Source organism: Novipirellula sp. (assembly GCF_041583735.1).
GTDB lineage: Bacteria > Planctomycetota > Planctomycetia > Pirellulales > Pirellulaceae > Novipirellula.
Genome location: NZ_JBFHFD010000106.1, coordinates 1 through 17,507, shown reverse-complemented (window position 1 = coordinate 17,507; position 17,507 = coordinate 1). Strand labels below are relative to the sequence as shown.

The window sequence follows — 17,507 nt, the reverse complement described above, 5'->3', positions numbered from 1 at the left end:
GTCATCCCAGTGACCCGCTGGTTCATGTCGACGAAATCACGCAGCTCTTTGCCTTCGTGTTCGCGGAGCAGCGGTTTCGAGTCGAACAGTTCTTGCTGCGACGGTGCACCGCTTTGGAACAGGTAGATGACTCGTTTGGCTTTGGGCGGGGTGTGGTACTGCTTCAGCACACCGTTGGGAGCCGGGAAATTGGATGCCGACGGCGTCGCTTCGGCACCCCAAGCTTCGCTACCCAACATCGATGCGAGTGCCGCGGTGCCTATGCCCGAGGCGGTTCGCCCAAAAAAATGCCGGCGTGTGAGCATCAATCGGCTTTCGTCGGCAACGTGGTTCGGCTTTTGATTCTCTGCAGGCATGGTCTTCACGAGTCCACGAGGGGGTGGGGAAGTGTGTTAGGGAAATTTTCGAACGAATGAAAGTTGCTTCATCGTTCCTTACTCAACCGAAACAAATTGATCGAGGTTGAAAATTAAGTGCGCGACGGAGGTCCATGCCGCATGTTCAGCGCCGTCGAGACTTTCGTCGCGGGGTGACGCTCCCGTCGAGATCAGCTTGATCGCATCATCGGGCTTGGTTTTGAAATGATGACGGAAATAGGTGAGTGAATCGAGTAAGACTTTGCTCGAGCGGTCCGAAATCGGCTTCGCAATCGCCAGTTGATAGATCGCTTCGATTCGCTGGGCGTCCGAAAGCTCCGGCATCCGCAGAGCTCGCTCGGAAAGTTTTCGAGCCGCTTCGATGAAGGTCGGGTCGTTCATCAACACCAATGCTTGCAGTGGCGTATTGGTGCGACGGACTCGGACGTTGCACACCTCGCGACCGCCTCCGTCAAAGATAATTTGACGCGGTGGATTGACCGCACGTTTCCAGTACGAGTACATGCTCTTGCGGTACAACGCATTGCCGCTGCTGACCCGGTATTTGGTTCCAGCACTGGCAGCCAACGATTCCCAAAGTCCGTCGGGTTGATACGGTTTGACCGAAGGCCCACCCACTTGTTCATTAAGAAGTCCGCTGGCTTGTAACGCAATGTCGCGAATGACAAAGCCATCGGCGCGGTAACGAGGGCCATGTGCCAGCAGGCGATTTTTGGGATCGACCGCGACGATGGCTTCGCTGCTGCGTGAGGATTGCCGGTACGTTGCACTCGTGACGATCAGCCGATGCATCGCTTTAACATCCCATCCCGATTCGATGAACTCGACGGCCAACCAATCCAACAGCTCAGGATGAGACGGTACTTCGCCTTGTAGGCCAAAGTCTTCGATGGTGGAAACCAACCCTGTTCCAAAATGGTCTTGCCAGATGCGGTTGACGGTCACGCGAGCGGTCAACGGGTGCTCACGAGAGACCAACCACTTTGCTAATTCGAGCCGGTCGGCGGGCTGTGATGCGTCCGCTGACGACAACAGAGCAACGGGCACGCCACGCGATAGCACTTCGCTCGTGTCCGGTGCATCGTACTGGCCTCGCATCAGCAGGTAAGCAGGCAACGGATCATCGTCGCGTTCTTTCATCACCATCGTGGTCGCCATTTGGACGCCCGCTTCCTGCAACGCCTTGTCCGCTTCTTTGAAACGTCTTTCGGCCTCGACCAACGGCGGATCAATCGACTCGTAGTAACTGGACAGTTTCTTTTTGTCGTCCTGGGAGCGAGACTTTTCGGGTTTTCGCAGGATGGCAACGATGGATTGATCCGAGATAATCGGCGTTTCATCCGTCGTTGCATTCTTGACCGCCGTCTGCAGACGCAATTTTCCAATCGAGTGATTGGGGAAATCTTGCGTAAAGCTCAGTAACAACTTGATCGTTGATTGCGAATGGGGCTTGATCGGGGTTTTGAGTTCGAGGATCAAGCGGACGTTTTCGGCTTGATTGCCGTGGATGGCCCATCCCGAACGCGTATCGTCATCAAGCACATTGTCGGGACTGTAGTTGGGTTGCTGGCGACTCGCCGATGCGGACGCAATTTCGACAGGTTTGCCTCCGACCGCTAACTTCACATCGGTCAGCACAAAGTTGCCGTTGGAGCTCGGGGCCAACTGATTTGGTTTGGTAAAAGAATCGTCCACGATGGCTTCGATCTGCAATATATCCAAATGGTCGGATTCAGCGTTTGCTGCTGACGCTGCCGTGGGGTGGAACTCGATTTCGTACGTCACGCCGCTGGCGGACCCGGCGGATGAGTACTGAACGGTGTTGTCGTCGTTGATGCGAAGTTTGCCGTCACCGTGAAGTGTCGCGTTTTGGATCGCGACGTCGCCCCAGTGCTGGTAGGGCGATTCGGGTAAATGTTGTTCGCTTTCCACGATCCAAGCGTTCATGCGTTGGCTGATCCCGACACGGGCGGCAATGCGTGCTTGCTCGGCATTGTGATAGGAAGTGACGAGTTCGTCGGGAACCGGTGGCAATGGCGAGATGACCTTCATCGTGGGCATCGCATCCAAGCCTTTGCCGATCCCTCGTTCGCCAATGTTGTTGAAGTAGCCGTAGAGTTGAAAGAATTCTTTCTGGCTTAGCGGGTCGTATTTGTGGTCGTGACAACGCGCACAGCCAAACGTCAATCCCATCCAAACCGTCGAGGTGGTTTCCACGCGATCGATAACGTTTTCGACTAAAAATTCTGCGGCCAGGGCTCCCCCTTCGCTGTTCTGGCGATGGTTCCGGTTGAACGTTGTTGCGAGTCGCTGCGACGCGGTGGCATTGGGCAACATGTCGCCCGCTAACTGCTCAATTGTGAACTGATCGAAAGGCATGTTGTCGTAGAAGGCCTTGGTGACCCAGTCTCGCCATGGCCAATTGGTTCGGCCGTTGTCGTTTTGATACCCGTCGGTGTCGGCATACCGCGCGGCGTCGAGCCAGCGAAGCGATTGACGTTCGGCATACGCCATCGAATCAAGCAAGCGGTCCACGGCTTGGCGATACGTTTCGTCGGTCGGGTTCGCTTGCACCATCGCTTGAAGATCGTTCGGGGGCAACAGACCGGTCAACGTCAATGAAGCACGTCGCAGCTGAGTCAGCACATCCGCTTCGGGCGATGGAGGGAGTTCCGCTTCAATCAATCGTCGACCGACGAAGGCATCGATCGGGTTCGAGGACCAACGCTCGATCGTGGCCGCATCCCAGCCCGCTTGCGATTCGGCCGATGTGATCCCGTCGACAGGAACTTCGGGCTTTTGTGGAATTTCAAACGCCCAGTGACCTTCGTAGGGTGCACCCTGTTTGATCCACAAATCGAGAATGCGTTTTTCTTCTACCGACAGCGATCGATTGCTGTCCGGCGGCGGCATCTGGTCTCCGTCGTCGGTGCTGTGGATTCGTGCGTGCAATTCGCTCGATTCCAAATCGCCTGGGACGACGGCAAAGTAACCGCCCAAGTCGGCAAACAAGTTTTCTTTGTTGTCGGCCCTGAAATCAGAGTCCTGGTTTTCGGCATCTGGACCGTGGCAATGAAAGCACTTGTCCGACAGGATCGGGCTGACTTGATCGCTGAAGTCGATGGTTTCTTCGCCATGCAAAACGCATAACGTGCCACTCATCGTGGCGATCACAAATAAACAGACACGCAGTGGCGTATTCAAGAAGGGACTGCTCACGTTTCAATCCGAATGAAGAAGGGAATTGGCGGCGTCGATACGACGGGGCAGCCAATTCAAGTTGCAGCCAAGTCGGTATCGCAGCCAAAGTCACTGTACGGTGGGGTCACATCCATTGCGAATGTGACTCAGCGACTTGTTGATTTGCCTGCCGTCTCACCCTGCCATCCGTTAGGACGAACGCGAGGTTGCGGAAATAGGGCACGAAGTTACGGTCTTCTTCGTTGCTGTCGACTTGTGGACAACGCTTGGATTTTAATCGACGCGGCTCCGAACTCCAAGACGCTTTCTAGCCACGTTAAGATGACGCTGGGGCTGAAGGGGGGGATTGCAATATTTTGTCACGCTTGCTCGTGTTGAAAAGCGAGCAGCCAGCGAGCGATTTTGACTCTTGCTATTGACAACCAGCCTGCGGAGTTGTGATCCACAGGCTGGCAATTCACCGAGGAAAATTACTTTTTGTCCAAGTAGCGGTTGAAGATATTTTCCAGCAATTCTTGGCGTCCGCTCGTGTTCGCTGCGGCTTCGCCTTTTTCGAGCATCAGCGTTTCGAGCTCGCTGAAGGTTGTGTTACCCGATTCGATTTTCTTCCCTAATTCGCCGTCCCAGCTGCTATATCGCTGGTCGACCAAGTTGCTTAGGGCCCCCTCTTCGATGAGGTTCGCTGCCACTTTCAAACCGCGAGCGAACGCGTCCATGCTGCCGATGTGGGCGTAAAAAAGGTCGATTGGTTCAAAACTTTCGCGGCGGACTTTTGCGTCAAAGTTTACTCCGCCGGGCGCCAAACCGTACTTCAGCAGCACCAACATGGTCTGAGTCGTCAGGTAGTAGTTGGTTGCAAATTGGTCGGTGTCCCAGCCCAACAGCAAGTCGCCGGTATTCGCATCGATCGATCCGAGTGCACCTTGCATCCCGGCGTACTCGAGTTCATGCATCATTTCGTGACCCGCCAAGGTCGCATGATTGGTTTCGATGTTCAGTTTGAAGTGATCGGTCAGATCGTAAGCACGCAGGAAGTTCAAGCAGGCTGCGGCATCCGAATCGTACTGATGCTTGGTCGGCTCTTTCGGTTTCGGTTCGATCAAGAATTGGCCTTTAAAGCCGATTTCTTTCGCGTAGTCGACAGCCATGTGAAAGAAGCGCGCGAGGTGATCGAGTTCGCGTTTCATGTCGGTGTTGTACAGGCACTGGTAGCCTTCGCGACCACCCCAGAACACATAGTTTTCGCCACCGAGTTCCTTGGTGACTTCCATCGCTTTCTTCACTTGAGCCGCAGCATAGGCGAACACTTCGACGTTACAGGTCGTTGCCGCACCGTGCATGAAGCGGGGGTTGCTGAACATGTTGGCGGTGCCCCACAGCAATTTGACACCGGTTCGCTGCTGTTCTTCGCCGAGCACTTTGGCAACGGCGTCAAAGTTTGCGTTGGATTCTTTGAGTGACGCGCCTTCGGGAGCCACGTCACGGTCGTGAAACGCATAAAACGGAGCATCGAGTTTTTCAAAGAACTCGAATGCCGCTCGAGCGCGGTTGCATGCGTTTTCGACCGATTCGCTGCCGTCGTCCCAAGGCCGTTGCATCGTTCCGCCGCCAAAGGGGTCGCTACCGGTGCCTCGAAATGTATGCCAATACGTGACGGTGAAACGCAAGTGATCCTTCATCGTCTTGCCCGCGACCACTTCGTCAGGATTGTACCAACGAAACGCGAGTGGGTTGTCCGAATCGGGGCCTTCGTACTTGATCTTGGAAACTTCAGGAAATGCACTCACAGGTAGGCTCGCCTTGTTAAATCGAATGAATGGAGTATCGGATAAATTTCACACTTCACGCTCGGTGAATTGCTTGAGAGTATACACGTTGCCACCCCAGTCGATGGCCGATTACATCCCTTCAAGTCCCGGGCTATGGCGTATTTTCTCTGGCAATGTTGCATCGATCCAGTAGACTTTTTGCAATCATTCAGAGATATTTCACATGTTGTTTTGGCTTCGGTTTAGGGAGATTGGATGACGCGGCGATCCGTTGCACTGTTGATTGAGACGTCCAACGGCTATTGCCGCGGATTGTTGGATGGGATCATTGCGTATGCAAAACACCATGCAAATTGGTCCATTCACCTGACCGAACAAGAGCGAGGGGCGGCTCCGCCGGCATGGTTGCAGTCATGGCGGGGGGACGGAATCATCGCCCGCATCGAAACCGACACGATCGGCCGTCGTCTGAGAAAATTTGGACTTCCGATCGTCGATCTCAGTGCGGCGCGGCACGTCAAAGGCATTCCCTGGGCCGATACCGATGACGAGGCGATCTCGCGTTTAGGAGTACAACATTTCACCGAACGCGGTTTTACGCAGCTTGCCTACTGTGGCGATCCCGGATTTGAATGGTCCAACCTCCGGCGTGATCATTTCAAGCGAATGACCATCGCGGCGGGATGCTCCTATCACGAGCACCAGATGACGCCTCGCTATGATTCCAGCTTTAGCTGGGATGCCGAGAAGCGAGCGATCGCGGCGTGGCTGAATCAACTGCCACGGCCGGCCGCGATTATGGCCTGTTACGACTTTCAAGCGCAGCAGGTATTGGATGTTTGTCGCGAGCTTGAAATCGCGGTGCCCGAAGAGATCGCGGTCTTAGGCGTCGACGACGATCGTTTGATTTGTGAGTTGGCCGAACCGAACCTCTCCAGCGTGATTCCCGACACAAAGTCCACCGGCTACGAGGCCGCCGAGCTGCTGGACCGGATGATGCAAGGCGAGTCAGTGTCCCCCCGCCAGCGACTGATCACACAGCCGCTGGGGATTCGCGTCCGCCAATCGACCGATACACTGGCGATCGAAGACGTCGAGGTCGCTCGGGCGCTCAGTTTTATCCGACGCCACGCCCTTGCCAATATTCGTGTCACCGACATCCTGCGTCACGTCTCGCTTTCGCGGCGGGCACTAGAACATCGATTCATGCGATTGATTGGCCATACCCCGCACGAAGAAATCATGCGTGTGCGAATGGATCGCATCAAGGTATTGCTACGCGAAACCGAGCTGTCCATTCATGAAATCGCCCAGCGTGCCGGTTTTGAGTACGCCGAATACATGGCCGCTGTCTTCAAACGCGAAACAGGAACGACTCCAACCGAGTTTCGTGCCGAATGTAAGACCTAAGGCGGTTCACGAAGTTGCGTTTTTCAGCCATCCCGGCATCAACCGCTTTTGAAACGTAGCGACTCCTGTTGAAAGAGGAAGAGCAGAACTATCATGCCAGCCAGGGCGTTTGAATCGCTCTTTCAGCAGATCGGCAAGTGTCGTTCGGTTTATGAGCCGTTTTGGCCTATAGGAATTCACCCTTCCCCCCAATCAATTCCGACCGCCTGCTTAAGGTAATGATTGAATTCATCAGTCGAGGGATGCACGATGGACGCAAAGAAGCTGCAAGATTTAGTCGATATGTTTTTTACATGTCGACGAGACGATCTGATGCAAATATTTGGCGAAATGTTATCGGCACTCGAAGCCGAACAGTCGATGCCGCCAGGCCGATTGATGTCACGCAACTACGAAACGGCTCAAGCAAACCCCGAGATTCATACCTTGCCGGGGAATCTCAAAGATGCGCGGGATGCCATCTTTCCATTCTACTGGGGGACCGATAGTTGGCAGTCAAAGCTGCATCTCGAAAACGTCAAAGGGCCACCCAACTTTGCCTCGTTAATTGGATCGATCGCGGCGCTACTGAAAAACCCCAATCTCTGTGTCGATACGTATTGTTTGCGATCCAATGAATTAGAAGTCAAGTCGATTACGGCGCTTGCGAATTTGATCTTCTATCACACCGAGTCGCCTTGGGGTGTGTTTACGATCGGAGGCACGATTTCAAATCTGTATGGTGGCAAGATCGGGATTGAAAAAGTCGCCCCCGGCACGATGCAAAATGGGCTCGGCGACAAAAAATTAGCGGGGTTGGTTTCCGAGGCGGGGCATTATTCCAACGCCACCTTGGCCGGTTGGTTAGGTATCGGCGTCAAGAATCTGCATTCGATTCCGACCGATGAAAATATGTCGATGCGATTGGATCGATTGGAGCAAAAACTCGACGAACTGTATTCAAAGGATGTCAAGGTTGCCTTCGTCATCGCCACCTTCGGCACCACCGATGCCTTCGGGATTGATGACATTCAATCGATCAAGCAGATCATCGATCGCAAATCGCAGCAATATGGCGTCACGCCCGCCCATCTGCACGTGGACGCCGCGGTCGGTTGGATCAGTTGCTTTTTAACCGAATATAATATCCAAACCAACCTGCTCGGAGCGAATGCGGAAACGTTGGAATTGATCCAACGCACCCAGCAAGCGACCGTCGGATTTCGCTATGCCGATTCGGTCACCCTCGACTTTCACAAAATGGGGTGGGGGCACTATCCGTCGAGCGCCTTCATCGTCCGTCATCGCGACGACTTGCTGCACCTGACTCGAACGCTCGAAGAGATCCCCTATTTTTCCGAAGCCGATTTTCGTCATGATCCCGCGCTGTTTACGCTGGAGTGCTCGCGGCCTGGGATTGGACCCTACGCCGTGATGGCGTCGCTTAACGGCATCGGGCTGAACGGTTACCGCTGTTTAGTGGCCAATGCGATCGAAAAAGCAAACCAGTTAAAAAAGCGGATCGAAGAGCTCGATTTCTGCAAAGTGCTGAACCTCAATACGCTTGGCCCCAGTGTGTGTTGGTGGGTGTTGCCACGAGGACGCAACGCGAAAGAGTTGTTCAAGCAACTCGAAGAGGGGAACATGTCGGTCGAAGAGCAGACGCAGTATTTTGGGGAAATCAAGCGACTCTACAACAAACGCGCAGCCACGCTTGATCCCGCCGTCGATGCAAGGTTGAGCTTCACGACGTCAATCGGTTACTGTCCTCATGGAATCCAGTTGCCCGCTTGGAAAGCCGTGATCTTTAATCCAAAAACCGACGACGAAGTGATCGACCGTCTAGTCGCAAGTATCAAAGATCTTGTCTGATTTGATTGCATTCACGCTCGGCAAAATTCGCCTGCTGGTGATTCAGTCGACGGTTTCGAATGGTTCGGCGATCTCGAACCTTTGTGCTTCATCCGGGCCTGGGTTTCGATAGGCGGGGTCTTTGGCGCGAATGAAGATTCCTCCATCATCCAAAATTCGGACCTCCAGCGGCACAATCGTGACACCTTGCTCATTGATCGTTTTCGCGTTGTCGCCGATGTCGCGGGTTTCAATTCCGGCTCGCGATAGCGGAGGAACATTGCCGTTGAAAAACGCGGTGCACCACCACCGGCCCTGTTTGTCTTGAAACGGGGTGCCGTGTCCGAGGAAGCGGCCGGCGAATTTGCGTGGGCCGTAGGGGCCGGTGATCTCGTCAGCGACACTGTAGTATAGGTTGTATGAACCTCGGCGGCCTTGGTCGGTAGACCATGCTGTCCCCAGGTGCACGTATTTGCCGCCGACTTTGATCATTGTGGCGCCCTCGTGACCGATGCGGCTGATCGGTTTACCGTCGGGCCCTGGGCGGCTTCCCGCCGGATCAATCCGCACGGGATCGCCGGCGTAGCGGCTCAGATCCTTGCTCAAGGGAGCAATCATCGTGTTTTGCCAAAGCAGGTAGATCGTTCCATCATCGTCGGTAAACAGCGACGGATCATGACGAGGGCCCATGCCGCCGGCCATTGGATGCATCCATGGGCCTGCGAGTTCTTTGCCCGCGGTCGTCGCGAGGCTGGAAACCTGTTTCGGGCAATGCACCAATGCCCAGCGGTCACCAAGCCAGTGAATTTCAGGAGCCCAAATGTGTTTCGGTTTGTGGCTCTGCTTCGTCGCGGCCAATGTGTCCTCGGTCGTGAAAATCGGCCCGAGTGATTCCCATTGGATCAAGTCTTTGCTGCGGTAGACTCGCACCTGACCGCCAACGATGCTGTCGTCGCCAAGACCGATGTTATAGGGATCCGCCGCCTCGCGTGGATCGCCCTCGTTGGGCTGTGTTCCGGTCAAGTAATAGTAGTCGTCGGGCCCGAGCGTGATGTACGGATCGCGGATCCAGCCCGATTTGATGTGTAGCGCCCGGTCATGGGACTTCAGGCCAGCCCGAATCGCTGCGGCGTCCATCACCGGTCCTGGTTTTCGATCCGTTTTTTGCTGGATGAATGCGGACGCCGGGAAGTCATCGGCAGTTGTCGCTTTGTGTGATTGTTCCTTCTCCTTCGCCTTTGTTGTGTTCACTTTATGATCGATCACTTTTCCGTTGAACTGATTCGGCGCCGAGTAGTCGCCTGCGGCGGTTCGGTCGTCAAAGCCAACATTCAGTGCGTCCAGCGGCTGAGTTGGAATAAAGCCAGGCGAGGGGCGACGAAGTGGCGGTTGATCGTTGACCGCTAGCTGCATCGAGTCGTCCGAAAAGATGGCCTGCAGTTTGATCTCGCCGCTCACTTTTTCGGTCGCGATCAATCGCGTGACTTCGCCGTTGACTCGGACATCAAACGCGGGTAGTCCATCGATGAAGTGCAATGCGTATCCATGTTGGTTGCCTCCTTGAGCGATCACGACGCCGTTGGGATTGTCAGCCTTGACCACGGCTTCGATCTTAATGCGTCGATTCGCGATCGCAGGCGACTGCACTGCCTTGGTTGCAACGCCACCATCCGATGGCTGAGGTTCCCAGATCACTCCAACGCGGCGTGCCCATTCTTCCCACTGGGCTACCATCGATCGGGTGCGTTCAGGTTCCTTTTCCGCCAAGTCGTTTAATTCGCTGCGGTCCTCGGCAAGGTTGTAAAGTTCCCACTTCAATTCGTCGGGCATGCGTTTGGCGTAGACCGCTTTCCAGTCGCCTTTTCGCAATGCATGTGCCGCTTGGTGATCAAACCCGATCGTGCGTTCGGGCAGCGATTCACCTCGCATCGCCGACAGCAGACTTGTGCCTTCGAGCGGCGTGATTGCGTCGCCGTTGAGTGTTTCCGGGTACGTCGCGCCGGCGGCTTCCATCAACGTTGGCATCACGTCCATCACATGTGCCGGGTCACGAATCCAGTCATCGGATTTGCCAATTCCCTTAGGCCAATGGGCGATGAAGGGGGAACTGATGCCACCTTCGTTGGTAAAGTGTTTGTAAAGCCGAAACGGGGTGTTGCCGAGGTTGGCCCATCCGCTGCCGTAGGACTGATGCGTGCCTCGCCCACCAATTTCTCGCAATGCATCACCGGTACGAAGTGTGGTTGTGCCGAGTCGCGATTTTCCGTCAAAGCCGAACGGGCCCCATTCATAGCAAGCCCCGTTGTCACTGAGAAACAAAATCAGCGTGTTCTCCAGGTCGTCGGTTTGTTTCAAGTGTTCGATGATCTGGCCGACACCCTTGTCGACTCCTTCGACCATCGCGGCAAACACCGACATCCGGCGCGCGAGGTCAAGTTGGCGGTCTTTGTCAAGCGAGTCCCAGGCAGGATTTTGCTGGCCCGAAAAACCATTGGCGATGTCATCGCGGTCGACCGGGACGAGACTGCGTGGACTCAGTTTCCAGCGATCGCCGTCGACCAAACCCAGTTTCTGCATCCGCTCGAACCGCTCCTCTCGCAGCACATCCCAGCCGCGTTGATAGATTGCGTCGTACTTGTCGGCTCGTTCCGCCGGAGCTTGCACCGGAAAGTGGGGGGAAGAATGTCCCAGAAACAAGAACCAAGGTTTTTCGCTGTTCTGTCCCTTGCGAATAAAGTTCAACGCGTACTCGTTAAACACATCGGTCGCGTAAAATTCGTCCGCCGGAGGATTGATCTCCTTTTTACGTCCCTCCGGCAATCGGATGTAATAGTCCGCATCGTATTGGTCATGCGAGTGGTCGTCGGTGTAACCATAGAACTCGTCAAATCCACGCCGGATCGGTCCTGTTTCGGGATGCAGGTGCCATTTGCCAACGTAATAGCAACCGTATCCGGCAGGTTTCAGGACCTCGGCGAGCGTCGCACATTGATCGTTTAGCCGGCCGATGTACCCAGGGCCTCGCTTGGCGTCGGGCCGACCCGTGGTGAAGTCTCCGATGCCGGTTTGCGATGGATACAACCCGGTCATCAGCGACGCTCGCGTCGGGCAACAGCGGGCCGAGTTGTAGACTTGAGTCAATCGTGCACCATCCGCGGCGAGAGAATCGATGTTGGGGGTGGGGATCTCGCCTCCGTAGCAACCCAAATCCGAGTAACCTAAATCATCCGCCAGGATCACTAGGATGTTGGGGCGTTCGGCAGCCGTCGCCCATGTTGACAACATGACAGCCGCGATGGCGGTGAGTCGCTGAAGTAGGTAAGTCATTTGCATTTGATATGTTTTGGAATAAACGTGTGTTGTTCTGGGGATAACGGCGAGAGGAGGGATCGGTACATTCGGAATCGAGTGCGATGTCTTTACTGAATCGCCGCAAGGCAACGCCTGCTTAGCGTTTCGGTCCTGCCAGCACCTCGACCGGTCTTGGACCCGTGATTGGATACGGCGTATTGAAAACCTGTTGAGCGTCGCCCTGCTGCACCATCCAATCGTCCAGCATCACGGACATCTTGTTGATTTGATCTGCGAACGTCGGGTCGTCGGCCAAGTTGTGTTGTTCATCGGGATCGTTTGCCAAATCATAAAACTCGACGGCAGGACGCTGATAGTATTTCGCCACGATCGCGGCCGCCTTGGGACCTTTCCTCGCCGCTTCGTCCCACGAATCCCAATAAGCACCGGCGCCGTCTTTGCGGTCGATATCCGAATGGTTCGAGTGGTAGCAATCCGGACGCAGGTTGCGGATGTACTTGAATCGATCGTTGCGAACGGCGCGGATCGGGTAAACGTTTCGATTGCCGTCACCACTGTGAGTGGTGTAGATGACATCGCGATGCGAATTCCGTTTGCCCCGCAGCACGTCGGCAAACGATCGGCCATCAATGCCGTCGGGCACCGTGCCGCCAGCGATTTCAATCAGCGTGGGCATTAGATCGATCCAGCTCACCATGGCGTCGCTGCGAACGCCGGAAGCGACGAGTCCGGGCCAGCGAACAATCAGTGGCGTGCGAGTGCCGGTGTCATAAAGATTCCATTTGCCAAAGGGCCACTGAGCCCCATGGTCGGCGCTGTACAGAAACAAGTAGTCGTCATTTCCGAAATAGGACTTCGCCATGCGGTCGACTTCACCAATCATGGCATCCATCCCGGTCACGTCGGCAAGATAGCGGGCCCAGTGCTGGCGAGTCTCGGGTGTATCGACCGAACCGACGGGCAGTGCAACGTCGTCCGCCTTGTACGATGTTTCTTTGATCCATGACACATGCGGCCGATGGTCGCCGACCATCAAGCACAGTGGTTGATCCGATTTGCGTTTGGAAAAGTAATCGCGAACCAGTCGCTTGATGCCGTCGCGATTACGGCCTTTGGGATAATCCTGGGCGTGATCAAATCCCGCCATTTCGGTTTCCTTGCCATGTCCCACTTTGCCAAACGCGACCACTTCGTAGCCTTCGCGTTGCAACTGATTGACCATCGAAAGCGTGCCGGGTCGCGGCATTTGATGATTCGGTTCGGCACCGTTGCGTGCTGGCATCAATCCACTGAGCAGCGCCGCACGACTGGGGCCGCATGCAGGCGAAGCAACAAAGGCACGCTCAAACACCATTCCCTGATCCGCCAACGCTTGCATGTTCGGCGTCTTCGCTGATGGGCTGCCGTAAACCGAACTGTCTTTCCAGCCATGATCGTCGGCAAAGAAAATGACCATGTTTGGTTTGTCCGCTGCCGACACGGTGCAAGCAATCAACAGCGTGATGGCAATGGCAGAAGAGTAACTTCGTGTTAGACGACTCGTCATTTTTTCGCCCCCTCGCCCGCTTGTTTGGCTTTGTTCTGTCCCGCTTTGCCTCGCTGCTTTTTGTCTTTCAGCTTTCCTTTCGTCGCAGGCCTTGGCAACACATTGGCGTTCTTGGCCCATTCTCGCCACTGTTTCGCCATCGCTTCGGCTTGTTCCGGATGTTGGCTCGCCAGATTGCGCTGCTCGGTGCGGTCCGCCTTCATGTCAAACAGTTCCCACTCGCCCTTGACGCCTTGGCGAACCAGTTTACGATCTCCCACGCGAATTGCCGCGTTTCCTTCGTGTTCCCAGTACAACGGACGCTCGGCAAAGTCACCGCTTCCGATGAGCAGCGGCTTCATGCTTTGCCCCTGCATCGGCACGATCGCATTCCCCTTGAATTGATCAGGGTAATTCGCTCCGCCGAGATCGACGCAGGTTGCCATGATGTCAATCAGATGCGTCGGTTTTTCAATCCAAGCCTCGGGGCCGGTGCGTGGTTCGATCGCCGCCGGCCAATGCGCAATCAACGGACTCGATGTGCCGCCTTCGTGATTGTAGTGCTTGTATTTGCGAAACGGCGTGTTGTTCAAATGAGCCCAGCAGCGGCCGATGAACACATCCGAGTGAGGGTCGCCAGGGTTTTCGCCATTGTATTTCCCAGAGATGCCTGCTTCGGCGTTGCCTCCGTTGTCGGACAGAAACAGGATCAACGTGTTGTCGAGTTGTTTTCGTTGACGCAGTGCGTCGACCAATTTGCCGATGTTCTTGTCGACCTCTTCGATCATCGCGGCGTAGATCGCCATCATGTCGTCGTAACGTTTTTGCTCGTCGGCCGAGAGCGAATCCCAGGCGGGAATTTCCTCGGGACGCGGTTCGAGTTTCCAGTTTTTGTCGATCAACCCCAGTTCGATCTGTTTCGCATAACGCTGTTCCCGCAACTTGTCCCATCCCGCCATAAATTTACCGCGATACTTGGCGATGGTCTCCTCGGGTGCCATGCATGGAAAATGCGGAGCGACATGTGCCAGGTACCAAAAGAATGGCTTTTCGGCCTCGATCGCTTCGTCAACGAACTTCAGTCCTTGTTCGGTCCACAGGTCGCTGCCATACCACGGTGGGTTCAGTCGCGGATCCTCCGACGAAATCGTTTCCCCGTTGAGGAACAGATTTGCACCTCCTTTGCTACCAGTCTGGTTCGAGAAATGGACACCGCCTGCCGCCAAGTTCAAACTGCGGTCAAAGCCTCGGCCCCACGGGTTGACGCCATGATTCGCACCGACATGCCATTTGCCCGTCATCGCGGTGAAGTAGCCGGCTTGGCGAAGCACTTCGGCGATCGTGACGCATTGGTCGTTCAGCCGTCCCCGGTAACCGGGGACGCCTTGGTCGGTCGTCATCCAGCCGATTCCGGCCTGGTGCGAATACAATCCGGTCAACAGCGATGCACGTGTCGGGCAACATCGCCCGGTGTTATAGAACTGCGAAAATCGCACTCCATTTTCGGCTAGTGCATCAAGGTGAGGCGTAGGGATCTCGCTGCCATACGGTCCGATGTCCGAAATGCCCATGTCATCCACCATGATGACAACAATGTTGGGACGCTCGGCCGCGGAAGCAAACGTGGAGGTAAGCGTTGCAATCGACAGCGCTAATAGGAAAGGGGGCTTCATGGGGGAGTGCACAATTTTGGGGAGACGGGGGGAAGACTCGTGTTTACCTGCAACGGTTCGGAAAATCAATCAAAAAAGGGTGCTTCTGCTGTATCGCGGGTCCGAGTGAAATTGAATACGATCAGCACTTCCATCCATAGACTATGAATATATTCCACATGCGCTCATTAATCTTTTGTGCTGCAACGCTCGTCTGTTTGCCTGGTATCCTTTGTGCCGATGACGCGACCCGGCCAAACTTGATCTTCATTTTTGCTGACGATTGGGGCTATGGTGATCTCAGCGCAATGGGCAATCGGTCGGATGTGAAGACGCCGCATTTGGATGCCTTGTCGCAACAGGGGGTGATGTTCGCGGACGCCTATATTACCGCGCCGCAGTGTTCGCCATCACGTGCCGGGCTGATGACCGGTCGTTATCAACAACGTTTTGGGTTCGATACGATCCCAGACGGCCCGTTGCCGTTGGATCAACTGACTCTCGCCGAGCGTTTAAGAGAAGTCGGGTACGCCACCGGTATGGTCGGCAAATGGCACCTGGAACCGAACGCAGTCTGTTTGAAATGGGCAAAGCAACACCAACCTGATGGCATTCAAGGCAATCGAGTGCTCGTTCGTCGCGATTTGTCGATGCCATACTGGCCACAGTCGCGCGGCTTCGATGAATTTTTTCAGGGGGAACTCAACCCGTACTGGGCCAACTTTGACCTCCGCGGCAAAAGTCTGAATCCGACCGGCGAAACAGTCCACGATGATCGCTTTCGTGTCGACGTTCAAACTGACGCCGGGCTGGCATTTATCCGGCGCAACGCCGACAAGCCGTTCTTTTTGTACCTCGCTCACTATGCACCGCATGTTCCTTTAGAGGCGAGCGAGAGGTATCTGCAAAGGTTCCCGGGGGAAATGCCCGAGCGTCGCCGAACCGGTCTCGCAATGATCAGTGCGGTTGACGAGGGTGTTGGTCGCATCATGAAGTTGCTTCAAGATCAAGGGATTGCCGACAACACATTCGTGATGTTCGCCAGCGACAACGGTGCTCCGCTGGGGGCACACACCGGGGAATTGATGGCCGACATCCTGCCTGTCGGAAAGCCTGGCCCGGCGTGGGATGGTTCCCGCAACGATCCCCTCCGTGGCGAAAAAGGAATGGTCGCCGAAGGAGGTATCCGTGTCCCAATGATCTGGTCGTGGCCAGCGAAACTTCCCCAAGGAAAGATCGTCCGTGAACCCGTTATCAGTCTGGACATGACGGCGTCGGCATTGGCAGCGGCGGGAGTAAACGTGGATTCAACTTCAAATCTCGATGGAGTTGACCTCGTTCCTTGGCTCTCAGGAATCGAATCTCAGCAGCCACAGCGTGACCTGTACTGGCGATTCTGGAACCAGGGAGCGGTTCGCGGCGGAGACTGGAAATACATTCTCACTGGCGATGGACGTGAACTGCTCTTCAACATCCGCGATGACAAAGAAGAGCAACGCAACCTGATCCACAGCCGACGTGGCCGGGCAAAATTCCTGCGTGACAAACTGGAAAGTTGGACGAGTGAACTCGAGCCGCCGGGGCTGCCCTCGGCACCACTGAATGTTCAAGAGGTCGGCTGGTATAAATACTATTTCGGTGAAAGGGTCACGGCGACAATATCTGACGTTAAATCGGACTGATCACTCGTTCTCGATTTTCGGATGGGGTGTTAGCGAGCCACGAGGTTGCCATTGCTTCTTATTGGGGCCAATGTGACAGCGTCTTGCCGTCGGAGCCGAGCAGTTGTAAGTCAGCGATGGTCGCGGATCCAGGACCGTCGGTTATATCAATACGTAGCTGATGAAGTCGCTTCGCTTCAGCGATGTTGATGCGAATCGTTTGCCATTCTTTGCTCGGTTCAACCGCAAACCGAACGTTGCTGCCTCTTGGCAAAGTAGTTCGGGCGTCGGTGGTGTAAAAAATTTCGCCTTCGGAAGTATTGTTTGGCTGCGCATCGACCATCAACCGAAACGTAATTTGGTAGGGGCCATTGGGAAGTTGCTTGTTTCGCAAGTCCATCGCGATTCCGGGATCGTCACCCGTGAACCGCAAACGCAATTCGTTTCCCGCGACGCTTAAAGTCGTATTTTTACGAGCGCGGATGTAATTCGTAGATTGCAAGTTTGCGGACTTACCCTTATTGGTGGAACCGGCGTTCGCTTGCTTTTTCTTTTGGTACTCGGCGAGCGTTTCTGCGGCAAAGTTTGTCCACTCGCGATGGCGATGCGGCAACGAAGCTTCCTTGACGGGCGCACGTGCTTTGGCCGGAGCGTGCACGACGTTCTCGGCCATCTCGTGCCACATCGCAATCATTTGGTTTAGCCGTTCGGGCTGCTGGTCGGCTAGGTTATTCAGCTCACATCGATCCTCGGCGACGTTATACAGTTCC

General features: G+C 55.1%; 9 protein-coding genes and 1 pseudogene. 3 read left to right on the top strand and 7 right to left on the bottom strand.

Features of this window, described 5'->3' with window-relative positions:
• The 3 genes from ABX962_RS10645 to xylA form a co-directional block, all read right to left on the bottom strand.
• Nucleotides 1–356 (bottom strand): DUF1501 domain-containing protein (locus ABX962_RS10645; protein WP_372719183.1); only part of this gene is annotated, 356 nt, incomplete at its 3' end.
• Between the two features lie 78 nt (nt 357–434).
• Nucleotides 435–3,596: a PSD1 and planctomycete cytochrome C domain-containing protein gene (locus tag ABX962_RS10640; RefSeq protein WP_372719181.1), complete on the bottom strand. Its 3,162-nt coding sequence runs from the start codon at nt 3,594–3,596 to the stop codon at nt 435–437.
• A gap of 452 nt (nt 3,597–4,048) precedes the next feature.
• Nucleotides 4,049–5,365 carry a xylose isomerase gene (gene xylA, locus ABX962_RS10635; protein ID WP_372719179.1) on the bottom strand — a complete coding sequence of 439 codons (1,317 nt, stop codon included), beginning with the start codon at nt 5,363–5,365 and terminating at the stop codon, nt 4,049–4,051.
• A 237-nt stretch (nt 5,366–5,602) separates the two neighbouring features.
• On the opposite strand from xylA, the gene ABX962_RS10630 reads away from it, so the two are divergent.
• The gene (locus tag ABX962_RS10630; protein WP_372719177.1) at nt 5,603–6,757 is read left to right on the top strand and encodes a XylR family transcriptional regulator; all 1,155 of its coding nucleotides are present in this window, start codon (nt 5,603–5,605) and stop codon (nt 6,755–6,757) included.
• Between the two features lie 249 nt (nt 6,758–7,006).
• The gene (locus ABX962_RS10625) at nt 7,007–8,608 is read left to right on the top strand and encodes an aspartate aminotransferase family protein (RefSeq protein ID WP_372719176.1); all 1,602 of its coding nucleotides are present in this window, start codon (nt 7,007–7,009) and stop codon (nt 8,606–8,608) included.
• Nucleotides 8,609–8,650: 42 nt separating this feature from the next.
• Here ABX962_RS10625 and ABX962_RS10620 read toward each other — a convergent pair whose 3' ends face one another.
• The 3 genes from ABX962_RS10620 to ABX962_RS10610 form a co-directional block, all read right to left on the bottom strand.
• Nucleotides 8,651–11,914, bottom strand: a complete 3,264-nt coding sequence (locus tag ABX962_RS10620; RefSeq protein ID WP_372719174.1) for a sulfatase-like hydrolase/transferase — start codon at nt 11,912–11,914, stop codon at nt 8,651–8,653.
• Nucleotides 11,915–12,035: 121 nt separating this feature from the next.
• Complete coding sequence (locus ABX962_RS10615) at nt 12,036–13,445, bottom strand: sulfatase (protein ID WP_372719172.1); 1,410 nt, start codon at nt 13,443–13,445, stop codon at nt 12,036–12,038.
• Complete coding sequence (locus tag ABX962_RS10610; RefSeq protein ID WP_372719170.1) at nt 13,442–15,097, bottom strand: arylsulfatase; 1,656 nt, start codon at nt 15,095–15,097, stop codon at nt 13,442–13,444. The genes ABX962_RS10615 and ABX962_RS10610 overlap by 4 nt, the downstream gene beginning before the upstream one ends.
• Nucleotides 15,098–15,255: 158 nt before the next feature.
• Here ABX962_RS10610 and ABX962_RS10605 point away from each other — a divergent pair, with 158 nt between their 5' ends.
• Nucleotides 15,256–16,758, top strand: a complete 1,503-nt coding sequence (locus ABX962_RS10605) for a sulfatase-like hydrolase/transferase (RefSeq protein WP_372719168.1) — start codon at nt 15,256–15,258, stop codon at nt 16,756–16,758.
• A gap of 58 nt (nt 16,759–16,816) precedes the next feature.
• Here the strand turns inward: ABX962_RS10605 and ABX962_RS10600 are convergent.
• Nucleotides 16,817–17,507, bottom strand: a pseudogene (locus ABX962_RS10600) (arylsulfatase); the annotation flags it as partial.

What these genes read in the sequence shown, in the direction of transcription:
- ABX962_RS10630 (WP_372719177.1), top strand. Translation starts at nt 5,603, where the DNA reads ATGACGCGGCGATCCGTTGCACTGTTGATTGAGACGTCCAACGGCTAT.
- ABX962_RS10625 (WP_372719176.1), top strand. Translation starts at nt 7,007, where the DNA reads ATGGACGCAAAGAAGCTGCAAGATTTAGTCGATATGTTTTTTACATGT.
- ABX962_RS10620 (WP_372719174.1), bottom strand. Translation starts at nt 11,914, where the DNA reads ATGACTTACCTACTTCAGCGACTCACCGCCATCGCGGCTGTCATGTTG.
- ABX962_RS10615 (WP_372719172.1), bottom strand. Translation starts at nt 13,445, where the DNA reads ATGACGAGTCGTCTAACACGAAGTTACTCTTCTGCCATTGCCATCACG.
- ABX962_RS10610 (WP_372719170.1), bottom strand. Translation starts at nt 15,097, where the DNA reads ATGAAGCCCCCTTTCCTATTAGCGCTGTCGATTGCAACGCTTACCTCC.
- ABX962_RS10605 (WP_372719168.1), top strand. Translation starts at nt 15,256, where the DNA reads ATGCGCTCATTAATCTTTTGTGCTGCAACGCTCGTCTGTTTGCCTGGT.